Raw genomic sequence first — 21,763 nt, 5'->3', positions numbered from 1 at the left:
CTGTCGTGCGGCTCGTGACGGCTGCCGTATGAGTTAGAAGGGCGGGATGTCATCCTCCGGGGCCACGGCGGTCAGGCCGGCGAACGGGTCGGCCGGGGCGGCACGGGAGGAACCCGACCCGAGGGCGGGCAGGACCGCCGCCTCGGCCGGGCGGGTGGCCCAGGCCGGGAACGGGAAGGACACGGCGAGCGGGACGGGGATCTCCGGCTGCGCCACGAACATCGTGCCGGGCTTGGCGATGGTGGCACGTTCCCTGGCGGTGGCGGGCAGCCAGCCGTACTCGGCGCGGGCGGCCTCGGCGGGGTCGAGGCGTCCGGCCACCCGGACGGCGCAGTTGGCGACGATGCGGCGCTCCACCTCGGAGGCGGTCTGCTGGGCGCCGATCAGGATGACGCCGAGGGAACGGCCGCGTTCGGCCACGTCCAGCAGGATCTCCTTGATCGGCGAGTCGCCCTCGCGCGGCGCGTACTTGTTCAGCTCGTCCAGCACGACGAACAGCAGCGGGCGGGCCGAGCCGGTGCTCTCCTTGCGGGCGAACTCGCCGCGCAGCACGACGCCGACGACGAAACGCTGGGCCCGCTCGGGCAGGTTGTGCAGGTCCACGATGGAGACCTGGGCGTCGGAGGTGGCGATGGTGTGCGGCTTCCCGGGCGGCAGGTCGCCCCTGACGATCGGCGACAGCGACCGGATCGAGGTCCTGAGCCGCCGCAGGAAGGCGTTGATGGTGCCCAGCGGCATGGGCGCGCCGGTCCAGGCCACCCGGGTGCCCTCGTCGGTGAGCCGGTCGTCGATGAAGTCCACCAGATCCTGGTACGTCCGGCAGACCGGCCCGTCCTCGAAGCGGATCGCGCCGGAGTCCCCCGCGGGCTGGGCGGCGGCCCGCAGCCTGGCCGCCATCTGGCCGATCAGCAGGCTGTACTGCGCGCGCTCGTCGTCGGCGTCGGCGAACACGAAGCGCAGCAGCTCCTGCTCGACGAAGCTCGCCAGCGTCCAGTAGAAGGCGCTCACGCCGCGGGTCCTGGCCGACACGTGCGGGACCGCGTTGGGGTCGCCCGGACGCGGGGGCGCGAACACGTGCACGCTCTTGAACGGCCGCGCGGGCAGCCCGAGCCGCGCGTACTGATCCCTGGCCGGGTCGTCCAGCCGGGTGTTGTCGTAGTCGAGGAAGAGCAGGTCCTCGCCCTTGACCGAGAAGATCAGCGCCTTGGTGTTGGCGGCCTCCGCCCCCAGCGTGCCCGAATGGAAGATCGAGTAGAGCAGGAAGGTGGCGAAGGAGGTCTTGGTGGCCACGCCGGAGACGCCGGAGATCGAGACGTGGGCGCCCCTGGTCCCGTCCAGGAAGTCGAAGTTCACGAACGCGGGCAGCCCGTCCCGGCCGAGCCCCATCGGGATGCGGCGCTCCATGACGTCGAAGTAGAGCGCCTGGTCGCGCTCCGCGCCCTGGGCCCGGTAGGCGGGGGCGCCGGGCAGCGGCGGCACGAACACCTCGGGCTCGATCCGGGTGACCTTGACCTCGGCCACCTCCACGACCGCAGCCGGCAGGCTGCCCTCGGCGATCAGGAACACGTCCGAGTCGAACGCCGCCCCCTCGTGGCGCGCCTCGACCGTGGTCACGATGCCCGCGACCAGCACCGGGCCGTAGCCCGGCACCTCGCGTCTGGTGACCACGACGTCGTCGAGCTGGACGACCTTGCCCGCCTCCAGGCCGATCCAGAAGGACAGCGGCGAGGCGGACTGCGTGCCCAGCACGCGGCCGACCATCTCGGCCGACAGGCCGGCACCGGCCCCGACCCCGGCTCCGACGTCCGCACCGGCTCCGGCGGCTTCCACGGTCACGCCTTCCCCTCCCGTCGCCACACGGCTCACCCGTCCGTCCGGCACGACCGCAGCGTAACGTCCCCCACCGACGATCCGGGGCCCGCTCAGCCGAGCCAGATGTCCGCGAGCAGCTGGCGGGTGTCGCGGAGGAGCTGCGGGAGGACCTTGGTCTGGCCGATCACGGGCATGAAGTTGGTGTCGCCGCCCCAGCGGGGGACGACGTGCTGGTGCAGGTGCGCGGCGATGCCCGCGCCCGCCACCTGGCCGAGGTTCATGCCCACGTTGAAGCCCTGGGCGCCGCTGGCCTTGCGGAGCGTGTGCAGGGCGCGCTGGGTGAACTCGCCCAGTTCGACCACTTCCGCGGGGTTCAGCTCGGTGTAGTCCGCCACATGCCGGTACGGGCAGACCATCAGATGCCCGGAGTTGTACGGATACAGGTTCAGAAGGGCGAACACGACGGACCCGCGGGCGACGATCAGGCCGTCCTCGTCGTCATGCTTGGGGATCTCGCAGAACGGGCAGCCATCATCGGCGCCGGCGCCGGTCGGCTTGTTCTCGCCCTTGATGTACGCCATGCGGTGCGGAGTCCAGAGTCGTCCGAAAGCGTCAGGTACGCCCGCCCCCGACGGCGGCCCCGGGTCGTCTGTCATGACGGCCAGCATATGACCGGGGCGGACGGGCGGGAGCGGCGGACCAGGGTCAGCATGTAACGGGCTAACGGCGGACAAAGCGCCAGATCTTCCGGCAGAATTCCAGCCCTGACCCCCCGAGGAGATGATCAACATGACCGAAGTCGTGTCCTACGAGGAGACCGGCGAGACCGTGATCGACGGAGCGGCCGAGGAGAACGCGGCGAACGCGGCGGCCGCCGAAAGCCCGCACGAGGACGCCATCTCGGTGGCCGGGCTCAAGGGGAAGATCACCGTCGCGGATGAGGTGGTGGAGAAGGTCACGGCGCTGGCGGCGCTGCAGGTGCCCGGGGTGGCCGACCTCGGCGGCGACTTCGAGCGGGCCTTCGAGTCGGTGCGGGATCGGATCGGGCTCGGGAGCAAGCGGGCGAACCAGGGCGTACGGGCGGAGATCCAGGACGGGCTGGTGGCGATCGACATCACGATCGTGATCGTCTACGGGCATGTGGTGATGGAGGTGGCGGCCGAGGTGCAATCCAACGTCGCCACGTCGGTGGCGCAGATGCTCGGAATGGAGGTCGTCGAGGTCAACGTGACGGTGGACGACGTGCGCCTCCCCGGAGATGCCACTACGGCCTGAGTGGTTCTCCCACCCGTCCTTTGCTGAGGTGGTTCTCCCACCCACCCACCCTTTTGATCAACCCGGGGCTCCGCCCCGCCCCCCGGACCCCGGATCCCGGCCCGGGGCTCTCCCCCGGACCCCGGCCCGGGCGTTCCCCGGACCCGGCCCGGGCCTCTCGACTCTGGGATCCCACCCACACGAGAAGCCCGGCCGGGCCGGACCTTGGTCACAACGCCTTTGAACCCGTCACAACGCCTCTAGAACCGCGATCCCGCGTCTAATCGCAACGAGAACCGGCTTGGGCACCCGCCGCAGTCCGCGTCCAAAGCCACACGAACTGCGGGTTCACCACACCACCGAGCCCGGCCGAAGCCCGGCCCGGCGGCGATCCGTGACTACACCAGACGGCGTTCCACCGTGTCGACGATCTCGGCGATCGCGTCCTCGACGGGGACCCCGTTCTTCTGCTCCCCGCTGCGGTACCGGAAGGACACCGCGCCCGCCGCGATGTCCTCATCCCCCGCCAGCAGCATGTAGGGCACCTTCGACTTCTGCGCGTTGCGGATCTTCTTCTGCATCCGGTCCGACGACGTGTCCACCTCGACCCGGATGCCCTTCGCGCGCAGCCGGTCCGCGACCTCCCGCAGATACGGCGCGTGCGCGTCCGCGATCGGGATGCCGATCACCTGCACGGGCGCGAGCCACGCCGGGAAAGCGCCCGCGTAGTGCTCGGTCAGCACGCCGAAGAAGCGTTCGATCGAGCCGAACAGGGCGCGGTGGATCATGACCGGGCGCTGGCGGGTGCCGTCGGCGGCGGAGTATTCGAGGTCGAAGCGCTCGGGCAGGTTGAAGTCCAGCTGGATGGTGGACATCTGCCAGGTGCGGCCGATCGCGTCGCGGGCCTGGACGGAGATCTTGGGGCCGTAGAAGGCCGCGCCGCCGGGGTCGAGGACGAGTTCCAGCTTCTCGGACTCGGCGACCTCGCGGAGGGTCTCGGTGGCCTCGGCCCAGTCCTCGTCGGTGCCGACGAACTTGACCGGGTCCTTGGTGGACAGCTCCAGGTAGAAGTCGTTGAGGCCGTAGTCGCGGAGCAGGTCGAGCACGAAGCGCAGCAGCGACTTGAGCTCGTCGCGCATCTGCTCGCGGGTGCAGTAGATGTGGGCGTCGTCCTGGGTCAGGCCGCGCACCCGGGTGAGCCCGTGGACCACGCCGGACTTCTCGTACCGGTAGACCGTGCCGAACTCGAACGTCCGCAGCGGCAGCTCACGGTAGGAGCGCCCGCGCGCGCGGAAGATCAGGTTGTGCATCGGGCAGTTCATGGGCTTCAGGTAGTACTTGGCGCCTTCCAGCTCCATGGGCGGGAACATGCCGTCCGCGTACCACTCCAGGTGCCCGGAGGTCTTGTACAGGTTGTCCTTGGTGATGTGCGGCGTGTTGACGAAGGAGTAGCCGGCCTCCTCGTGCTTGCGCCGGGAGTAGTCCTCCATGACGCGCCGGATGGTGCCGCCCTTGGGGTGGAAGACCGGCAGGCCGGAGCCCAGCTCGTCGGGGAAGGAGAACAGGTCGAGTTCGGCGCCCAGCTTGCGGTGGTCGCGCTTCTCGGCCTCGGCCAGGAACTCCAGGTACTCGTCCTGCTTCTCGCGCGACTCCCACGCGGTCCCGTAGATCCGCTGCAGCTGCGGGTTCTTCTCGCTGCCCCGCCAGTACGCGCCGCCGGAGCGCATCAGCTTGAACGCCGGGATGACCCGGGTGGTCGGCAGGTGCGGCCCGCGGCACAGGTCCTTCCAGCAGAGCTCGCCGCTCTTCGGGTCCAGGTTGTCGTAGATGGTCAGCTCGCCGCCGCCCACCTCCACGTCGGCGCCGTCCGCGCCGTCCTGCGCCGCGCCGCCCTTGAGCCCGATCAGCTCCAGCTTGTACGGCTCCGCCGCCAGCTCCTCCCGGGCGTCCGCGTCCGACACCGGCCGCCGCGCGAACAGCTGCCCCTGCTTGACGATCTCCCGCATGCGCTTCTCGACGCGCTTGAGGTCGTCCGGCGTGAACGGCTCCTTCACGTCGAAGTCGTAGTAGAACCCGTTCTCGACCGGCGGCCCGATGCCCAGCTTGGCTTCGGGGAAGATCTCCTGGACGGCCTGGGCCATGACGTGCGCGGTGGAGTGCCGCAGGATGGCCCGCCCGTCGGGGCTGTCGATCAGGACCGGCTCGACCTCGTCCCCGTCGGCGACGAGGGCCGCGAGGTCCTTCAGCTCGCCTCCGGCGCGGGCGGCGATGACCGTCCTGCCGTCGGCTTCCAGCAATTCGCCGTACGTCGTCCCCGCCGCCACCGCACGCTCGGCTCCGGCGAGGGTGAGGTGTATTTCGAGGGCGGCAGACACGATGGCTCCTTCGCGTTGAGCGGGCTGTGACTGCCGACTCTACCGGGACCGGCGGACCTATTTCGCTCGCTTGTCGGGTGCGCCGAGGGCCAGCAGCTCGGCCAGTGTGCCGGCGAAGAAGTCGAGGTCGGCCGGGCTGGCCGCGTACTGGTGGATCGTCCAGGTGTCCCAGGGCGGCGGCACGGCCGGGCGGCCCATCGGGTGGCCGGGCGCGGTGACCCAGAGCGGGTAGATCTCCAGGCCCTCGCAGTGCCCCTCGGCGGCGAAGTGGGCGTGCGTCCAGACGAGGGGACGTAAGCCGCAGCGGCGGGCCACCTCGGCGCACCAGCGGCGGCCGAACGCGGCGACCTTCTCGGCGGGCAGGGCGTCGTCGCGTTTGAACTCGACGGCGGCCAGGTCGCCGGGGGCGAGCCTGGCCGTGTCGAGGAAGTGCCTGGCCTGGGTGAGGGCGTCTCCCACCGGGTGGGCCACGTGGTAGGCGCCGCGGACGAGTCCGCTGCGCCCCATGCCGGCCCAGTTCTCGGTGAATCGGGCGTCCACCACGCCGTCGCCCTCGGTCGCCCGTGCGAACGCGAACCCCATGTCGGTCTCGGCGTGGGCGGACCAGTCGATCGCGCCCTGCCAGTCCGAGACATCGATGCCCTGGATCACCGGTATGAGGGTAATGACCGCGCTAACGCGCCGCGAGCAGTTCGGTGAAGAGCTCTTCCCACCGGGGCATCACCACCTCGGGCGCGTACGTCCCGGCCGTCTCCAGCGCGGCCGCGCCGAGACGTTCCCGCAGGTCGGAGTCGCCGGCCAGGCGGGAGATGGCCCGGCCCAGGGCGGGTACGTCCTCCGGCGGCACGAGCAGCCCGTTGACCCCGTCCACGATCACGTCGCCGGGCCCGGTCGGGCAGTCGAAGCTGGCCACGGCCAGGCCGTGCGCCATGGCCTCCAGCATGACCATCGGCAGGCCCTCGAAGCGGGAGCTCAGCACGAAGACGGAGGCGTCGGCGAGTTCCTCTTCGAGGCGGGCGGTGCGGCCGCGGAGCCGTACCTGGCGGGGGTGGGTGACGAGTTTGCGGAGTTCCTGGAGTTTCTGGCCTTCGCCGTAGATGTCCAGGCCCCAGTCGGGGTGCTCGGGGGCGATCTGCTCGAACGCGGGGATGAGCAGGTCGAAGCCCTTCTGGACGCGGAGCCGGCCGGCCGCGATCACGGTCGGGTTGCTCAGGTCGGAGCGCCTGCGCCCGGAGCCGGCCACCGCGTTGGGGATGTGCGTGGTGCGCACGCCGGGCGCGAGCCGCTCGTAGTCGCGCTGGTCGGTGCGGGTGAGCACGGCCACCACGGCCAGCTTGGGGTACCAGCGGGCGATGGACTTGCGCACGGCCTCGTGGTGGGTGCGCAGGTTCATGTGCTCCTGGCCGACGGTGACCACGCCGCGGCCGGCGTGCCGCGCGGCCATCAGGTTGAGCGCGGGCCTGGTGGTGACCAGCACGCCGTCGTCCAGCCCGGCGACGTACGTGGTGACCGCGCGCTCCACGTGCGGCGTGAAGTAGCGGGCGGCGAACTCGCCGTACGGCACGGCCTTGCCGCGCAGGCGGCGCATCACCCTGTCCTTGAAGGTGACCTCTTCGCGCCCGGCCCGCTCGTCCACCAGGGCGCTGACGGTGATCCTGGGGTCGATCCTGAACTGGGCGTGGTCGCGCCGGCGGACCACACTGACGATCTCGACGTCGTGACCGCGCGCCACCATGGCGTTGGCCTGCCCGATCACCGTCCTGATCGTCCCGCCCATCCCGTACGCGTGCAGCAGGAGGTAACGGATCTTCACGAGGTCAGGTACCCCCAGCGTTCGCACATCGGACGGAGCAGTTCGGGGATCTCGTCCGCGCCCGGCAGCTCCCGCCCCGGCTGCACCTCGCCGGAGCGGATCTTGTCCTTCCAGTCGCCGAGCCCCTTGGTGAGCACGCTCTGCTCGCCGTAGCGCAACATCCCCGGCTCGTACGGGATGCCCAGGTACTCGCAGATCTTCCGGACCTCGGTCTCGGGGTCGGCGGTGAGATCCTCGTAGCGGAGCGTGTGCCCGGTCAGGCCCTTGCGGGCGCGCTGGACGGCCTTCATGTAGCGGAGCGCGTCGGCGGCGGCCTCGTCCGGGGTGCGCTTGACCGGGTCGGCCTCGTGCCAGGAGCGCGCGATGGACACCGGGTGCCGGAGCAGGAACACGAACCGGGCGTCCGGCCAGCAGGTGGAGATGCGCTCCCAGGCGAACGCGTTCGCGGGCGTCTTGTCGACGATGTGGCTCTTGCCGCTCCTGAGCAGCTCGCGGTGGAGCACCCGGTCCCACAGCAGGTGTTCGAGGTCGGCCTGGTTGTGGCCGAGCGCGTGCATCGCGCGTTCCGCCAGGGTCGTGCCGAAGTCGACCTTGAGGCGGCGCACGTGCAGTTCGTGCGGCGCGTGCAGCAGGGAGTGCGCGTTGAGCAGCGCGCGGAGCAGCGTGGAGCCGGACCGGACCGGCGACATCACGAACACGGGTGCGCGAAGCAGCCGGTCGGTCCGCGGGTCGGCGGGCGCGCGGACCTCGGCGGGCTCGGGCGGAGCCTTGCCGGGTTCGGCTCCCTCGCCGACCTTGGCGATATGGAACCCGGTGAACTCCCCCAGCGCGGAGTTCACCTTCTGTTTCCAGTTCATGCAGGGGGACCTTAAGTGGCTTTCCTGAGAATTCCCTGGGTCCATGCCCTGAATGGATGTCTTTACCCTGCGATCATGGCGCGGAGTTCGGCCACGGCCGCGGTTTCGGCCGCGTAGATCTCGGCGAGGCGTTCGCTCATGTCGGCGAACCTGTCCAGATCCACGGCCGCCCGGTCGGCCGCGGCCCGCAGTTCCCAGAGTTCGCGCGCCGTCTCCGCCGGGCTCTCCCCGTCGGCGATCAGGGACTCGCGGACGGCCGCGGTCAGCTCGCGCAGCGCGCCGTACTCCGCGGCGGGCAGGGCCGCCTCGGCGAACCCGTGCCAGAGCCCGTGGATGCGCCGGAACTCGGCAGCCAGCCCGCCCAGGGGCAGCCCGAGCAGTGCGGCGGCCTCGTCCAGGCCGTCGGCGAACAGGTCGCGCAGGTTGCCGCCGTCCTGGCCGACCGGCTCGATCGCCTCCCAGGCCGAGAGCATCGCCCCGGCCAGCCCGCGCCCGTCCGCGAACACCTTCGGCCAGCCCTTGGCGGACTTCTCGTCCAGGATGGTACGGCTCCACTTGCGCCAGGCGGGCAGCGAGAACGAGTCCGACGCCTGCGACAGGTGCTCGGCGCAGTCCCGCAGCCCCGCCCGCACCGCCTCGGCCGCCGCGACCTCCCCCGGATGCGGCACCACCAGCATGTTCTTGTACGAGCCGACCCGCGCCCTGGCCGAATCCACCATCTCCGCCGGCACCCGCAGCCGCGCCAGGTTGCGGTCGTCCAGGTAGACGCCGGTCTCGTCCCGCCGGTAGGCGATCACCGGGTGGCCGCCGCGCCCGTCCAGGGCGGCGGGGAGGTGCCAGTAGCCGATCCGGTAGCGGTCCGGCATGATCACGCAGGCGCGCCCGGCGTCCAGTTCCGCCCCAAGCCGCCGCGAGGCGGCCTGCGCGCCGCCGGTGTTGTGCGTGTCGTACCGCACGCCCAGCCGGGTGAGGGTCTTCTCCAGCCAGCGCTGCGGGTACTGCCACTGGTTGCGGAAGCCGAGCACGAGCGTGCGGCTGTCGTCGTGCTTGAACTCCCAGAGGATGTAGCCCGCGCCGAGGCCGCCGCCGGCCACGAACACCAGCGGTTCGCTCACGTCGACGCCGCCGTTGCGCAGGATGTTGGTGATGACGGCGCTGTCGGGGTGCCGTCCGCCGTGCAGCCGCCAGCCGCCGTCCACGGCCGGGGTCTCGGTGGCCTCCGGCGGTCCCGCCACGTGCCGCCTGGCCGTCGTGTAGCTCTCGCCGGTCTTCGCCATCCTGGCCCGGATCCTGGCCTTGAGCTGCTTCTTCCCGGTCATCGCATGACTCCGCTCGCGGCACGCGCCGAACCCGGCCCACGCCCGCCGATCCGGCTTGCCGCAAGGTCATGATGATGTCGTGACCGCTGCTCCCGAGGCGCTTTCGTCCCCTTTGCCCCCGCGTACGGCGAGCCGCGTGGGTGCCCGCTGAGGAGGTTCGGCGGGAGAGTCCGCCGCGCCTCAGTCTAGGGGGCGCCCGTCCCCCGTGCCTACTGTCCCAGAAGTTCGACGGCGATCAGATAGGCGATGCCGCCTATCACGACCAGGATCATCAGGATCCCCAAGAGCCGGACCACGAAACGCCTCCTCCTTGACCGGATATATACCCACATACCCGACAAATCAGACAAAAGGCGTATTCCTCTGTAAAGAGTGGGGTCAGTCTTTGGGGATCCGTACCGAAATCTCGCCGCCCAGGTGATAACCGGTGGCCAGGTCCAGGTCGTCGCCGCTCCAGAACCTGCCCGGGTCGTACCAGTTCGGCTGCTTCCGGTTGGTCAGCAGCCCCATCGCCTCGTACGTGACCGCCACCACCTCGGCGCAGTACGCGCTCTCCAGCGCCAGTTCCTTGGCCCGCCGCGACGGCAGCCTCCCGCGCAGCCACCGCCCGGCCAGCCGCGCCGTCGACGGGAACGGCGTCCCGTCCAGCCGGGCCACCGTGCGCAGCGCCGCGTCCTCCATCTCCGGTGTGACCTGCGGTTCCAGCTGCCGCAGCCAGCCCCGCTGCCCGTACCGGTTCGCCCAGACCACCACGGCCTCCCGCAGGTCGTGCAGCTGCACCCCGCGCTGGCGCGTCCCCGTCCACATGTCCGGCAGCGACCGCCCCAGCTCCGCGTGCCACATGAGCGGCGGCAGATCCTCGATCACCACCGACATGCCCACATGATTCACCGGACTGTTCGTCGCCACCTGAATCGCCCTGTCAGGCCCGGAACGCCCGCGGAACACCCACAAATCCCCGGTCCTGGTCAAATTCAGCGCTTCATCAAGACTGATCCCGGTCACAATCGCTACCCTAAGCACATGCGCTGGTGGAAGATACTCGGTCTGGCCGCATTCGCCGGCGTCGCCGCAACCGGAGTCGTCGTAGCCCGCGCCGAACGCCGCCGCCGCTCCTACACCCCCGACGAAATCCGCACCAAACTCCGCGAACGCACCCTCACCCAACCCCCCAAGAACAACTGAGGGCCGCCGCCTTCCCGCCGCTATCCGGCGCCGTCAAGGCAGGCAACCACCCCCCACCGCCCCGGCGCCAAAGCCACCGGCCTCATTCCGCCAGGACTTCCAGGCCCATGCCGCACTCCCGACGGGCAAGGCCCAACCCTTTCGGGAAGCCCCAACCCTTTTGGGAAGTCCCAACCCTCTGGAAAGCCCCGAGGCAGCTCGAATCCGGAGAGAGCGCCAGCTCGAATCCGGAGGGCCGAGCGCCAGCTCAACAAAGGGTGGGCGGGCGGGAGAACCACCGCAAGCTATGCCGACGAGCGCCGGAGAATGGCCGAAGCGGGAGAACCACGACCCACGTTCAGCGTTCGCGGCCGCGGGGTTTCAGGGTGGTTCCGGGTAGGACGGGAGCGCGCAGAGAAGCGCCGTCGAAACCGCGGACCTCGCCGAAGCCGTGACCGGCCTCCCAGTCCTCGCGGAATTTGACGATGTCCTCGTGAGAACGCCCCACGAAGTTCCACCACATCACGATCTCCTCCTGGAACGGCTCCCCGCCGAGCAGCAAGAGACGGGAGGGCTCCAGGGCGCGGATGGAGAGTTCTTCGCGGCCGGCACCCAAGTAGAGCAGGGGCCCAGGCTCGAGGGTCCCTCCCTCGATCTCGGCAGCCCCGGAAAGCATGATCACGGCATACTCGAGGTCCGTACGAAGCGGCAGACTCAACGACGAGATCACGACAATCTCGGCCCCCGTCAACGGCGTGTACGTCTGAGCCGGCGACGTCAACCCCGCCAACTCCCCCATGATCACCGTAACCGCACTCCCATCAGGCCACTCCAACACCGGCAAATCCGCATGATGCTCAAAATGCGGCCCCGCAAACCGATGATCCCCCGGCAACGCCACCCACAACTGCGCCCCGTGCAGCACCCCCCGCCCGGACTCCTCCGAATGCGCGATCCCCCGCCCCGACGTCATCAGATTCAGCTGCCCCGGCTTGATCACCTGCTCGCTGCCCACCGAGTCCCGATGCAGCACCTCCCCCTCGACCAGCCAGCTCACCGTCTGCAGCCCGGTATGCGGATGCGGCGGCACCCGCATCACCGCCTCCTCCGGCCCGTACGCGTCCAGGAAGCACCACGCCCCCACCATGCGCCGCCCCCGAGTCGGCAGCGTCCGCGTCACCCGCATCGCCCGGGGCCCGCCGAGCACGACATCCCGCCCGGTCAGCAGCTCGAACGCCGGCCCCGGGGCCCCCTCCGCTCCGCAGACGTCTTCCTGCGGCTCCTGGTCAAGGTTGCTCATCCTCCGACTCTACGGGTGCCGCCAGAGCGGTCACCTCCTCCTCCAGACGCTCGGCGGCGTCCCCGTACCCGGCCAGTTCGTGCCCGAGTTGCTCGAGTTCGGCTCCGCCGGCCATCAGCCGCGTGAGCTCGGCCACGCCGATGTCGTCCCGCCCGTACTCCCCGAGCCCGCGACCGCGCTTCAGCAGCAGGAACCGGTCGCCGACCGGATACGCGTGGTGCGGATTGTGCGTAATGAAGATCACCCCGAGCCCGCGCTGCCGGGCCCGCACGATGTAGCGCAGCACCACCCCCGCCTGCTTGACCCCCAGCGCCGACGTCGGCTCGTCCAGGATCAGCACCCGAGCCCCGAAGTGCACGGCCCGCGCGATGGCCACCGACTGCCGCTCCCCGCCGGACAGCGTCCCGACCGGCTGCTCGGGATCCCGGATGTCGATCCCCATGTCGAGCAGCTCCCGCCGGGTGATCTCCTTGGCCCGCGCGATGTCGAGCCGGCGCAACGGCCCCCACCCCTTCCGCGGCTCGGACCCGAGGAAGAAGTTCCGCCAGACCGGCATCAGCGGAACCATCGCCAGATCCTGGTACACGGTCGCGATCCCCAGATCGAGCGCCTCACGCGGACTGCCCAGCCGAACCGGGGAACCGTCGATCAGGTACTCGCCGCCGTCATGCCGATGCGCCCCCGAAAGGATCTTGATGAGCGTCGACTTGCCCGCTCCGTTGTCCCCGAGCACGCAGGTCACCGTCCCGGCGGACACCCGCGTGGAGACGTCCGCGAGCGCCACCACCGACCCGAACCGTTTGCCGATCCCGCGGACTTCCAGCAAGGGGGTCATCGCCGCGCCTCCTCCGCGTACCGCCGCACGAACTGGTTGGTGAGCACGGCCAGCAGCAGCATCGCCCCGAGGAAGAACTTGAACCAGTCGGCGTCCCAGCCGAGGTAGACGATGCCCTGGGAGACCATGCCGAAGATGAGCGCGCCGAGGGTGGCGCCGGCGGCGGAGCCGTACCCGCCGGTGAGCAGGCAGCCGCCGATGACGGCGGCGACGATGTAGATGAGCTCCTGGCCGATGCCGGTGTTGGCCTGGATGGAGGTGAGCCGCAGGATCGTTATCGTGCCCACCAGCCAGGCGGCCACCGCGGTCGCGACGAACAGCGTGATCTTCGTACGGACCACGGGCACGCCCGCGTTGCGCGCCGCCCGCACGTCGCCGCCCACGCTGTACACCCAGTTGCCGAAAGCGGTCCTGCGCAGCACGTACACGGCCAGGACGGTCAGCGCGGCCCACCACAGCACCGAGACCCGGAACGCCCCGCCGAACAGCGACACGGTGGACGCGAACACCATCGAGGCGCTGTGGTAGCCGGGCACGTCGGCCAGACCGCGGATCAGGACGGTCCCGGTGAGCAGCTTGGTGACGCCCAGGTTGAGGCCCTGCAGCATCAGGAAGCTGCCCAGCGTGATGATGAAACTGGGCAGGCCAGTCCGCATCACCAGGTACCCGTTGAGCAGCCCGACGGCCACCGCGAACACCAGCGACACCCCGATCGCCAGCCACACGTTCCAGCCGAGCAGGGTCGCCACCAGCCCGGTCACGATCGCGGTGGAGCCGGTCATCACGCCGGTGGACAGGTCGAACTCGCCGCCGATCATCAGCATCGCCACCGCGACGGCCATGATCCCGAGGGTGGCGGCGGGGTCCAGCCAGTTGGCGATCCCGGCGGGGCTGCGGAACACCTCCGACAGCGCGGCGAAGAAGGCGAACACGACGAGGGCGCCGACCAGCGCCCCCGTCTCCGGGCGGGCGAGCAGCAGCCGCGCCCGCCCGGAGGCGGACGCGGCCGGGTTCTCCTTGACGAGCGTCACCGGGTGCCCTTGCCGGTCAGTTCGGCCACCTGGGCCGCGTTCTCCTTGGTCACGAAGCCGGGCCCGGTGAGCACGGGATGCCCGCCCCCGACCACGTTGAGGTTGGTCTTGTACAGGTTGAGCAGCATGACCGGCAGGTAGCCCTGGAGGTACTGCTGCTGGTCGACGGCGAACAGGATCTCTCCCGCCTCGACCGATTTGATCACGTCGGCGTTGAGGTCGAAGGTGGCCACCTTGGCGGCCGAGCCCGCGCCCTTGACCGCGCCCACGGCGGCGGCACCCACGGCCGGGTTCAGCGCGAGCACGCCGTCCAGGGAGGTGTCTGCCTGCAGCCGGGACTGGATGGTGGACTGCGCCTCCTGCAGGTTGTTGATGTCCACCTGGAGGTTCTCGACCGTGCCGCCGAGTGTCTCCTTCGCGCCCTCGCAGCGCTGCTCCAGGCCCACGTTCCCGGCCTCGTGCACAACGCAGACCAGCTTGGTGACCCCGGCCTCCTTGAGCTTGCCGCCCGCGCCCTGACCGGCCACCCGCTCGTCCTGGCCGACGTGGGTGATCGCGCCGAACTCGGCGGACTTGTCCTGGCCGGAGTTGATCGTGATCACCGGGATGCCGGCCTGCACGGCGCCCTGGATGGCGGCCCGGAGCGCGTCCGGGTTGGCCATCGAGACCACGATGCCGTTGACCTTCTTGTTCACGGCGGCGTCGATCAGCTGCGACTGGCGCTGCGGGTCGCCGTCCCCCTCGTACGTGACGGTGACGCCGAGCTCCGTCCCCGCGGCCTCGGCGCCGTTCTTGACCACGTCCCAGAACGCGTCGCCGGTCCCGCCGTGGGTGACCACCGCGTACGCGGCGTCGCCTGCGGCGGCAGGGGCGGGAGCGGTGGTGGAGGCGGCGCCCGGCGCGGACGGGCTCGCGGGGCTGGTGCAGGCGGCGAGGGCCAGCGCGCAGAGGATGACTAACGGCTTCGGACGGAACATGGGTTCTCCCTTCACCGGCTGAAAACCCCTATGTGATAGGAGTTCTTGCCGCCCGAAAGGGAGATATGTCAGGACTTTGTAATGACATACATTCGTTACAAGAACACGAAACAGCCCCCTGACGGCGCCGTCAGGGGGCTGTTCCGGAAGCGAGCTAGCTCACCGAGGCGCCGTTGACCGACAGGATCCGGTCCGACGGCGGCACCGCCGGGAAGGACCCGGTGTCCACGATGCCGTGCTCCAGGTACGCGGCCTCGATCAGCGCGTGCGCCTTGGCCTCCAGCTTCCACAGCGACCGGTACTCGCGCGCGGTGTCCACCGGGACGCCGGTCTCCCTGGCGATGTCGGCGGCGCGGGGCACCCACTTGTTCTCGATCTGCGCGTCCCAGTACGCCCGGGCCGTACGGATCATGGTGGCGCGCTGCAGGGTGTCGACGGGCGTCTCCGGCTTGCTCTCGCGGCGCTCGTCCTCGTCGTCGGGCGCCATCAGGGCCAGCATCGGCGCCGCGGGCGGCTCCTCCGGCTCCCACGGCACCGGCGGGTGCAGGTCGATCAGGGCGGTGGTGTTGTAGAGCGCGCCGATCTGGGACAGCAGCGCCTCCTGCCTGGCCTGGTCGATGGCGAGGCCGGTGTGCTCCACCGCCTGGTCCATGGCCCGGTCCAGCTTGGTGAGGGCGGCCCGCATGCGGCGGTCGGAGGCCCCGGCGGCGCGCAGCGCGCGGGCCCGCTTGGCGGCCAGCGCCACCCGGGTCAGGCGGCGGTGGGCGTCCACCTCGGAGGCGGTGCGGTCGCTGGCCTCGGCCAGGCCGAGGCGGACCATGGCCCGCTCGGGGGTGAGCCGCCAGTGGATGCGCTGGCGGCCGGTGATGCGGTGCCGCTCGATGGCCATGCCGCGCTCCCAGAGCCAGGCGGCGACGAGCGGCGCGGCCAGCCGGAACAGGGCCTCGGGCAGGCTGCGGGCGTCCATGCTGGACAGCACGGCGGACAGGCCGGTCAGCGCCCAGACGGCGATGCCGTCGATGCCGGCCGAGTAGTTCTCGCGCATGTTGCGGCGGGCCCGTACGGCGCTGGTGATGACGGCGACTTCGATGAACGCGAACAGCAGCAGCCGGAGCGGCCCGTCGAAGCCCAGCACGTCGCCGGAGAAGCGCCACATGCCCTGCGCGGACACGCCGGTGGCGATACTGGCGGCGACGATGGTGAGGATGTCCTCGGCCGGGCGGACGGCCACGTAGTCACGGACGAACCGGGCGCAGGCCCGGTAGAGCGCGCGCAGCGCGAAGAGCGCGATGAATATGGCGACCAGTGCGAATACGCCGAGGATGGCCGCTCCGACGGGATTGGCAGACACGAAGGCGGTGAGTTGATCTAAAGGAGGCATCAGTCCGTCATTCCTCGATGTCCGACGGGATATCGACGCGATCATTCCAGAATGTCGCCGGAACCGCGCGCGAAACCCCTGTGACACTTGGGAAACCAGGGATTCCAGGCGCTCCGCTCGCCGCAATCGGGAATTCCAGCTATGCGGGGCGAGCCGCGCCGATCGGGTTTCCCCCGGGCCGAATCGATGCTAGATCTCGTCTGTCGGACCGACCCGAAGTGCTGCCGCCGCCCCCCGAAGGAGCACCATGGACGCCACCGTTCCGAATGACCCTGGCGATCCCGCCGAGCTGGTCAAAGGAGCGGCCAGCGGTGACGTGGCCTCGTGGAACGTTCTCGTGGCGCGGTTCAGCGGGCTGATCTGGGCGGTGACCGCGGGTTACGGCCTGGCCGGTGACGACCGCAGCGACGCCTGCCAGACCACGTGGCTGAAACTGGCCGAGCAGCTGGACCGGATCGAGCATCCCGAGCGCATCGGCGGCTGGCTGGCCACCACCGCGCGGCGGGAGGCGATCCGGCTGGCCAGGTCCCGGCAGCGGGTCGCGCCCACCGGCGACGCGTTCGTCTTCGACCTGAGGCCAGACGAGCGCTCCCCCGAGCGGCTGGTCCTGGAGGCCGAGCAGCTGGTCCTGGACGAGGCCAGGATGCGGCGGCTGCTGCGCGCCTTCGAGCAGCTGTCGGTGCGCTGCCGCCGGCTGCTCCGGGTCCAGCTGGCCAGCCCGGCGCCCAGCTACGCGGAGGTGGCCGCCGGGCTGGAGATGCCGATCGGCAGCATCGGACCGACCCGGGCACGGTGCCTGAAGACGCTCCGGGCGAAATTGGCCAGAGAGCAAGCCTGAATGCGATGTATCAGAGCCCGCCGGCGGCCCTCCTAAATGATGTGACGATCCTCACCGACCAGAGGGAGACGCTCGTCGGGCGCGTCCGGGAGCGGGCCACGCTGGCGGCCCAGCTCGACCTGGCCCGCGCGGGCAGTCCCCGCCTGGTGCTCGTGGAGGGCCCCTGCGGCATGGGCAAGACCGCGCTGGTACGGAGCGCGCTCGCCGAGGCCCCCGGCTTCTTCGCGCTCACGGCCAGCGGCGAGGAGATGGAGACCGGCCTGCCGTACGGGGTGGCCGCGCAGCTGCTGGCGCTCGCGGGGAGGCCGGGGCCCTCGGCGGACGGCGGGCCGGTCCAGGCCGGCGGCCTGCTCCTGGAGGTCCTGGGCGAACTGCAGGAGCACGGTCCCGTGGCGATCGTGGTGGACGACGCGCACTGGGCCGACTGCCCGTCGCTGCACGCGCTCACCTTCGCGCTGCGCCGCCTGCGCGCCGACCGGGTGCTCGTCGTGGTGGTGACCCGGGAGGGCTCCGACGCCCGCCTGCCCGAGGGGCTGCGCCGCCTGCTCGCCGACGCCGTACGGCTCACGCTGGCCGGGCTGAGCGTGGCCGAGCTGGGCGACCTGGCCGCCCGTGCCGGGCTGACGCTGAGCGCCGCCGCGCTGGCCCGGCTGCGCTCGCACACCGCGGGCAACCCGTTCTACGCGGGGGCGCTGCTCCGCCAGGCTCCGGCCGAGGTGCTGGCGGACCCGCTGGGTTCGCTGCCGGCCCCCCGTCCGTACGCGGGGGACGTGGCCGACCGGCTGGCCCGGCTGGGCGCGGAGACGCGCGCCCTGGTGGAGGCGGCCAGCGTGCTCGGCGAGTCGTGCCCGCTCTGGCAGGCCGAGCGCCTGGCGGGCACGGCGGACGCGATCGTGCTGCTGGACGAGGCCGTGGACCTGGACCTGCTGGCGCACCGGTTCGCCGCCGGCGACCTGATGGTGACGTTCCCGCACCCGCTCACCCGGGCGGCCGTCTACCAGGGCCTGCGCCCGCGCGACCGGACCCGGCTGCACCGGGACGCGGCCAAGCTGGTGACCGACGGCACGACCCGGCTGCGGCACCGCATGCGGGCGGTGCTGCGGGCCGACGACGGCCTGGCCGCCGAGATGGCGGAGCTGGCGCGGGAGCAGGCGGCCGGCGGGCTGTGGGAGAGCGCGGCCGACCATCTGGCCGGCGCGGCGCAGCTGACCACCTCGCGCCGGGAGCGCGCGCTGTGCCACGCCGAGGCGGTGCACGCGCTGCTCCAGTCCGGCCAGGTGGAGCGGGCCGCGGAGATCGCGGCGGGCCCGATCGCGCTGCCGGCGGCGCGGGCGTTCGTGTCGGGGGCGCTGGAGCAGGTGACCGGGGACAGCGGGCGGGCGCTGACGCTGCTGGAGGCCGCCTGGGAGCACTGCGATCCGGAGGCGGAGCCGATCCTGGCCGGGCGGATCGCGGGCTCGCTGTCGCTGCTGCATCTGGTGCACGACCGGGCCGAGTCCGCGCTGACCTGGTCGCGGCGGGCGCTGGCGCTCGCCGCCCCGGGCGCGGGCCTGCTGCCGTACTTCCAGGCGGTGAGCGCGTTCCTGTGCGGTCACGACGGCCAGGTGGGCGAACTGCCCGATCCGGCGATCGCGACCGCCGGGGAGCGGGACACGCTCATCGCCCGGGGGGCGATCAGGACCTGGTCGGGCGACCTGGAGGGCGCGCACGCGGACCTGGGCGGGGTGGTGGCGGGGGTCGCGCCGGGCGACATGTCGACGCGGCTGCTGGCCACCGCGCTGCTGGCGCAGGCCGAGGTGCGGCTCGGCCGGTGGGACGACGCGCTCGCGCACGGCACGCTGGTGGTGTCGCTGGAGGAGGACTGCGGGCAGTACTGGCTCACGCCGTACGTGAACGCGCTGCTGGTGTGGCCGCTGGCGGCGCGGGGCGAGTTCGGGGCGGCCGAGGCCCGGCTGCGGGACGTGCGGACGCCGAGTGTGGCGGCGGGCGGCTATCTGGCGACGGCGGCGGCGTTCCTGGCGGCGGTGCGCGGGGACGCGGACCGGGTCATCGCGGCGCTGTGGCCGCTGACGCGGATCAGGCACGCGTCCGGCATCTCCGAGCCGGGGGTGCTGCCGTGGCCGGACCTGCTGGTGGAGGCGCTGGTGGCGGCCGGACGGCCGGAGGAGGCGCAGGCCGTACACGATCGGTACGCGGAGCTCGCGGCGGCGCGGCGGCGGCGCCCGGCGATGGCCGCCCTGGCGCGGGCCAGGGCGGCGCTGCACGCGGCGCGCGGGGAGACGGCCGAGGCGGTGGCCGCGTTCGAGGAGGCGGCGCGGGGGGCGACGCCGTTCGAGCGGGCCAGGACCGAGTTCGCGCACGGCGCGTTCCTGCGCAGGGCGGGCCGGCGCGGCGAGGCCGCGGCGCGCCTGACCGTGGCGCACACGCTCTTCGAGGAGCTGCGCGCCCTGCCCTACCTGGAGCGGTGCGCGCAGGAGCTGAAGGCCTGCGGCCGGTCCCCCGCGGCTCCGTCCGGGGACCGGCACGAAGGGCTCACCGCTCAGGAGAACGTGGTGGCCAGGCTCGCCGTGGCGGGGCTGGGCAACAAGCAGATCGCCCGGGAGATGATGCTGAGCGTGAAGACGGTCGAGTACCACATGACCAACATCCTGGCCAAGCTCGGCATCCCTTCCCGGGCGGCGCTGGCCGCCCGGCTCAGGATCGGTTAACCGCCTGAGGGCTGGCCCTCGTGCACGCGGAACTCGCCGCCGATGCGGTCCAGGTCGGCGGGGTGGTCGGCGATGAGGATCTCCGCGCCGACCTTCACGCCGGCGGGCACGGCCGAGTCGAGGTAGCCGTTCACGCCCTTGACCAGGAAGTCGTCCAGCTCGCCGCCGGCCAGCCTGACCACGGCCGCGCCGCCGCGGGCGGTGATCAGCTCGATCGGGCGTCCGTCCAGCTCCACCAGGACGGCTCCCTCGTGGTCGCTCATGGTGAGCACGGTCAGGTAGGAGACGTCCCGGTCCGGGTGGGTGCGCAGGAACACGTCCGCGTGGCCGTCCACCACCCTGACCCGGGTCTCGGGCAGATCGAGGCTCGTTCCCTCCCGGTACGCCTCGGCGAGGATGCGGCACGGCCGGAGGGACTCGTCCAGTTCGGGCACCTCGCCGTCGATCTCCACCTGGTTGCCCGCCCGGATGTGCCCGGCCAGCAGCCGCTGCACGTGGCGGTGCATGAACGCGCCGCCGGGCACGGTCAGCCGCGGGTGCTCGGCCAGGCCGTCCGCGCTCTCCAGTTCCACCACCCGGTAGTCGCGGCCGGCCGCGCGCATCCGGTCGTGGAACGCGCGCAGCGACCGGCCCAGCTGCGGGCCCTCCTCCGGGCCCGACCAGGCGGCGATCCCGGCGTACGGGAGGTAGAGCCCGTAGCTGGCGCCCGTCTCCGGCACGCACTCCAGGAACTCGGCGCCGTGCTGGGCGAAGAAGTCGGCCAGTGAGCGGACCGCGTGGGCCTTCGGGGTGACCGTGCCGTCCTCCGCGATGGGCGCCGAGTCCGGGTACGGCGAGTCGTGCACCGAGTCCAGTCCCTCCAGCCAGCCGGAGGTGCCGACGCCCGTGTACACGTTGAAGCCGGTCGCGCCGGCGGCCAGGGCCAGGAGGGACTGGTGGAAGCTGGTGGTGGCGTCGGCGTAGGCCGGGTCGTACAACTCGGAGAAGCCCCAGTTCTCCTCCAGGTTGGGGCCGGGGGCGCGTTTGGCGGCGAGCACGTACCTGGCCTGGGAGCCGGGGTTGGCGGAGACGACGCCCATCCAGTTGGTGAAGCCGTAGTGGATGCGGTCCCAGAGTTCGGGGCGGACCCGGGCCAGCCAGTCGTCGAAGGAGTGGTGGTGCTCGGCGGGCGGGTTCAGGTTGACGACCACGGGCACCCGGCAGTTCACGGCCGCCGCCCAGCGGTGGTAGACCTCGGCCAGGTACTCCGCGTGGAAGCGCCCCCAGTCCGCGTAGCCCTGCTGCTCCTCCGAACGCGCGGGCGCGGTCCACTCGCGCGGGGGCTGGACGTCCGCCCAGTCGCCGATCGCCGTGCCGTGGACTCGGTTGTACTCCTCCGGGGTGCCGTACCAGGCCTGCACGCGGGAGCGGAAGAAGCCGAGGCCGGAGGCGCTGTAGTCGTAGGCGGACAGCGGCAGCGCGCCGCTGGTGAAGATGCCCTCGTTGGCGATCTGCATGAGGATGACCGGGCCCTCCGGCCAGGTGGCCGCCTCCAGCACCTCCTTGCCGGTGGCGGCCAGCCACTGGGTGACCAGCGGGTCGAACACCGGCCCGAGCGGCGCGGGCAGCGGCTCGCCCAGCCACGCGGACGCCTCGCCGCGCGCGTCCAGCAGCGGCTCGATGGCCGGGTTGACGCGGGGGCAGACCCAGTCGGGCAGTCCGCCGTAGTTGGTCTCGGCGTGGATGAACGGGCCGGGCTTGGCGATGACCCGCAGCCCCAGTTCGTAGCAGAGGGCGAGGAAGCCGACCACGTCCCGGCTGGGATGGGTCTGGCCGGAGAAGTCCGGCGGGCCGTCGGGGGTGGGCTGGTGGTGGCGCCAGGGCAGGTAGCAGGTGATCACATTGATGCCGAGATCGTCCCGGATCGCGCGCAGCCGGTCGGCCCACACCGCCGGGTCGTCCCGGTAGTAGGGATAGTCGGCGGTGACGAGCGCCTCGGGCTCGCCTTCGATGACGGTCACCCCGTCGCGGACCTCGATGGTCACGCTCACTCCGTTTCGTCGTGGATCATCGCGTTCTCAAGATTGCCCTAATACATAGTATATATCTTGAAAAAAGTC

General features: G+C 71.5%; 18 protein-coding genes. 4 read left to right on the top strand and 14 right to left on the bottom strand.

Translation table 11 applies throughout. From position 1 onward, the window contains the following. Positions 1-33: 33 nt before the first annotated feature. Together Aph01nite_RS06020 and Aph01nite_RS06015 are read right to left on the bottom strand one after the other, a co-directional pair. Positions 34-1,836, bottom strand: a complete 1,803-nt coding sequence (locus Aph01nite_RS06020) for an ATP-binding protein (protein ID WP_239161422.1) — start codon at positions 1,834-1,836, stop codon at positions 34-36. 86 nt (positions 1,837-1,922) lie between these two features. Then, positions 1,923-2,468: an HIT family protein gene (locus tag Aph01nite_RS06015; RefSeq protein WP_239161421.1), complete on the bottom strand. Its 546-nt coding sequence runs from the start codon at positions 2,466-2,468 to the stop codon at positions 1,923-1,925. 133 nt (positions 2,469-2,601) lie between these two features. On the opposite strand from Aph01nite_RS06015, the gene Aph01nite_RS06010 reads away from it, so the two are divergent. Beyond that, the gene (locus Aph01nite_RS06010) at positions 2,602-3,087 is read left to right on the top strand and encodes an Asp23/Gls24 family envelope stress response protein (protein ID WP_204039739.1); all 486 of its coding nucleotides are present in this window, start codon (positions 2,602-2,604) and stop codon (positions 3,085-3,087) included. Positions 3,088-3,464: 377 nt separating this feature from the next. On the opposite strand, the gene thrS is transcribed toward Aph01nite_RS06010, so the two are convergent. The 6 genes from thrS to Aph01nite_RS05980 all read right to left on the bottom strand — a co-directional run bounded on the left by thrS (position 3,465) and on the right by Aph01nite_RS05980 (position 10,426). Then, complete coding sequence (gene thrS / locus Aph01nite_RS06005) at positions 3,465-5,441, bottom strand: threonine--tRNA ligase (RefSeq protein WP_204039738.1); 1,977 nt, start codon at positions 5,439-5,441, stop codon at positions 3,465-3,467. A 57-nt stretch (positions 5,442-5,498) separates the two neighbouring features. Continuing rightward, positions 5,499-6,092, bottom strand: coding sequence for a glycoside hydrolase family 25 protein (locus Aph01nite_RS06000; RefSeq protein ID WP_204039737.1), 594 nt, complete (start codon positions 6,090-6,092; stop codon positions 5,499-5,501). A 22-nt stretch (positions 6,093-6,114) separates the two neighbouring features. Next, positions 6,115-7,254 (bottom strand): glycosyltransferase family 4 protein, encoded by a 1,140-nt coding sequence (locus Aph01nite_RS05995; RefSeq protein ID WP_204039736.1) that lies wholly within the window; start codon positions 7,252-7,254, stop codon positions 6,115-6,117. After that, positions 7,251-8,111 carry a sulfotransferase family protein gene (locus tag Aph01nite_RS05990; RefSeq protein WP_204039735.1) on the bottom strand — a complete coding sequence of 287 codons (861 nt, stop codon included), beginning with the start codon at positions 8,109-8,111 and terminating at the stop codon, positions 7,251-7,253. The genes Aph01nite_RS05995 and Aph01nite_RS05990 overlap by 4 nt, the downstream gene beginning before the upstream one ends. A 62-nt stretch (positions 8,112-8,173) precedes the next feature. Continuing rightward, positions 8,174-9,430 carry a BtrH N-terminal domain-containing protein gene (locus Aph01nite_RS05985; RefSeq protein WP_204039734.1) on the bottom strand — a complete coding sequence of 419 codons (1,257 nt, stop codon included), beginning with the start codon at positions 9,428-9,430 and terminating at the stop codon, positions 8,174-8,176. Between the two features lie 378 nt (positions 9,431-9,808). After that, positions 9,809-10,426: a C40 family peptidase gene (locus Aph01nite_RS05980; RefSeq protein WP_204039850.1), complete on the bottom strand. Its 618-nt coding sequence runs from the start codon at positions 10,424-10,426 to the stop codon at positions 9,809-9,811. A gap of 27 nt (positions 10,427-10,453) precedes the next feature. On the opposite strand from Aph01nite_RS05980, the gene Aph01nite_RS05975 reads away from it, so the two are divergent. Beyond that, positions 10,454-10,615 (top strand): hypothetical protein, encoded by a 162-nt coding sequence (locus Aph01nite_RS05975; RefSeq protein WP_204039733.1) that lies wholly within the window; start codon positions 10,454-10,456, stop codon positions 10,613-10,615. A 337-nt stretch (positions 10,616-10,952) separates the two neighbouring features. Here Aph01nite_RS05975 and Aph01nite_RS05970 read toward each other — a convergent pair whose 3' ends face one another. The 5 genes from Aph01nite_RS05970 to Aph01nite_RS05950 all read right to left on the bottom strand — a co-directional run bounded on the left by Aph01nite_RS05970 (position 10,953) and on the right by Aph01nite_RS05950 (position 16,088). Next, complete coding sequence (locus tag Aph01nite_RS05970) at positions 10,953-11,894, bottom strand: pirin family protein (protein WP_204039732.1); 942 nt, start codon at positions 11,892-11,894, stop codon at positions 10,953-10,955. Beyond that, positions 11,881-12,729 (bottom strand): ATP-binding cassette domain-containing protein, encoded by an 849-nt coding sequence (locus Aph01nite_RS05965; RefSeq protein WP_204039731.1) that lies wholly within the window; start codon positions 12,727-12,729, stop codon positions 11,881-11,883. The genes Aph01nite_RS05970 and Aph01nite_RS05965 overlap by 14 nt, the downstream gene beginning before the upstream one ends. After that, positions 12,726-13,760: an ABC transporter permease gene (locus tag Aph01nite_RS05960; RefSeq protein WP_204039730.1), complete on the bottom strand. Its 1,035-nt coding sequence runs from the start codon at positions 13,758-13,760 to the stop codon at positions 12,726-12,728. The genes Aph01nite_RS05965 and Aph01nite_RS05960 overlap by 4 nt, the downstream gene beginning before the upstream one ends. Next, the gene (locus Aph01nite_RS05955) at positions 13,757-14,737 is read right to left on the bottom strand and encodes a sugar ABC transporter substrate-binding protein (protein ID WP_204039729.1); all 981 of its coding nucleotides are present in this window, start codon (positions 14,735-14,737) and stop codon (positions 13,757-13,759) included. Before Aph01nite_RS05955 ends, Aph01nite_RS05960 begins: the two co-directional genes overlap by 4 nt. 154 nt (positions 14,738-14,891) lie before the next feature. Further along, positions 14,892-16,088: a hypothetical protein gene (locus Aph01nite_RS05950; RefSeq protein WP_239161420.1), complete on the bottom strand. Its 1,197-nt coding sequence runs from the start codon at positions 16,086-16,088 to the stop codon at positions 14,892-14,894. A 277-nt stretch (positions 16,089-16,365) separates the two neighbouring features. Between Aph01nite_RS05950 and Aph01nite_RS05945 the strand changes: the two genes are divergently transcribed. After that, positions 16,366-16,956, top strand: a complete 591-nt coding sequence (locus tag Aph01nite_RS05945) for an RNA polymerase sigma factor (RefSeq protein WP_204039727.1) — start codon at positions 16,366-16,368, stop codon at positions 16,954-16,956. Between the two features lie 41 nt (positions 16,957-16,997). Beyond that, on the top strand, positions 16,998-19,664 hold the full coding sequence (locus Aph01nite_RS05940) for an AAA family ATPase (protein ID WP_204039726.1): 2,667 nt from the start codon (positions 16,998-17,000) through the stop codon (positions 19,662-19,664). Here Aph01nite_RS05940 and Aph01nite_RS05935 read toward each other — a convergent pair. After that, positions 19,661-21,688, bottom strand: a complete 2,028-nt coding sequence (locus Aph01nite_RS05935; RefSeq protein ID WP_204039725.1) for a beta-galactosidase — start codon at positions 21,686-21,688, stop codon at positions 19,661-19,663. The two genes, Aph01nite_RS05940 and Aph01nite_RS05935, sit on opposite strands and share 4 nt — an antisense overlap. Positions 21,689-21,763: the final 75 nt, after the last annotated feature.

The sequence above is a fragment of the Acrocarpospora phusangensis genome (assembly GCF_016862995.1).
GTDB classification, from domain to species: domain Bacteria; phylum Actinomycetota; class Actinomycetes; order Streptosporangiales; family Streptosporangiaceae; genus Acrocarpospora; species Acrocarpospora phusangensis.
The sequence above is the reverse complement of the archived record's forward strand: the minus strand, read 5'-3'. Positions and strand labels throughout refer to the sequence as shown.

Bases quoted from the DNA above. Each gene is read 5' to 3' on its own strand.
- Aph01nite_RS06015 (WP_239161421.1), bottom strand. From the start codon at position 2,468: ATGACAGACGACCCGGGGCCGCCGTCGGGGGCGGGCGTACCTGACGCT.
- Aph01nite_RS06010 (WP_204039739.1), top strand. From the start codon at position 2,602: ATGACCGAAGTCGTGTCCTACGAGGAGACCGGCGAGACCGTGATCGAC.
- Aph01nite_RS05990 (WP_204039735.1), bottom strand. From the start codon at position 8,111: ATGAACTGGAAACAGAAGGTGAACTCCGCGCTGGGGGAGTTCACCGGG.
- Aph01nite_RS05985 (WP_204039734.1), bottom strand. From the start codon at position 9,430: ATGACCGGGAAGAAGCAGCTCAAGGCCAGGATCCGGGCCAGGATGGCG.
- Aph01nite_RS05975 (WP_204039733.1), top strand. From the start codon at position 10,454: ATGCGCTGGTGGAAGATACTCGGTCTGGCCGCATTCGCCGGCGTCGCC.
- Aph01nite_RS05970 (WP_204039732.1), bottom strand. From the start codon at position 11,894: ATGAGCAACCTTGACCAGGAGCCGCAGGAAGACGTCTGCGGAGCGGAG.
- Aph01nite_RS05965 (WP_204039731.1), bottom strand. From the start codon at position 12,729: ATGACCCCCTTGCTGGAAGTCCGCGGGATCGGCAAACGGTTCGGGTCG.
- Aph01nite_RS05955 (WP_204039729.1), bottom strand. From the start codon at position 14,737: ATGTTCCGTCCGAAGCCGTTAGTCATCCTCTGCGCGCTGGCCCTCGCC.
- Aph01nite_RS05945 (WP_204039727.1), top strand. From the start codon at position 16,366: ATGGACGCCACCGTTCCGAATGACCCTGGCGATCCCGCCGAGCTGGTC.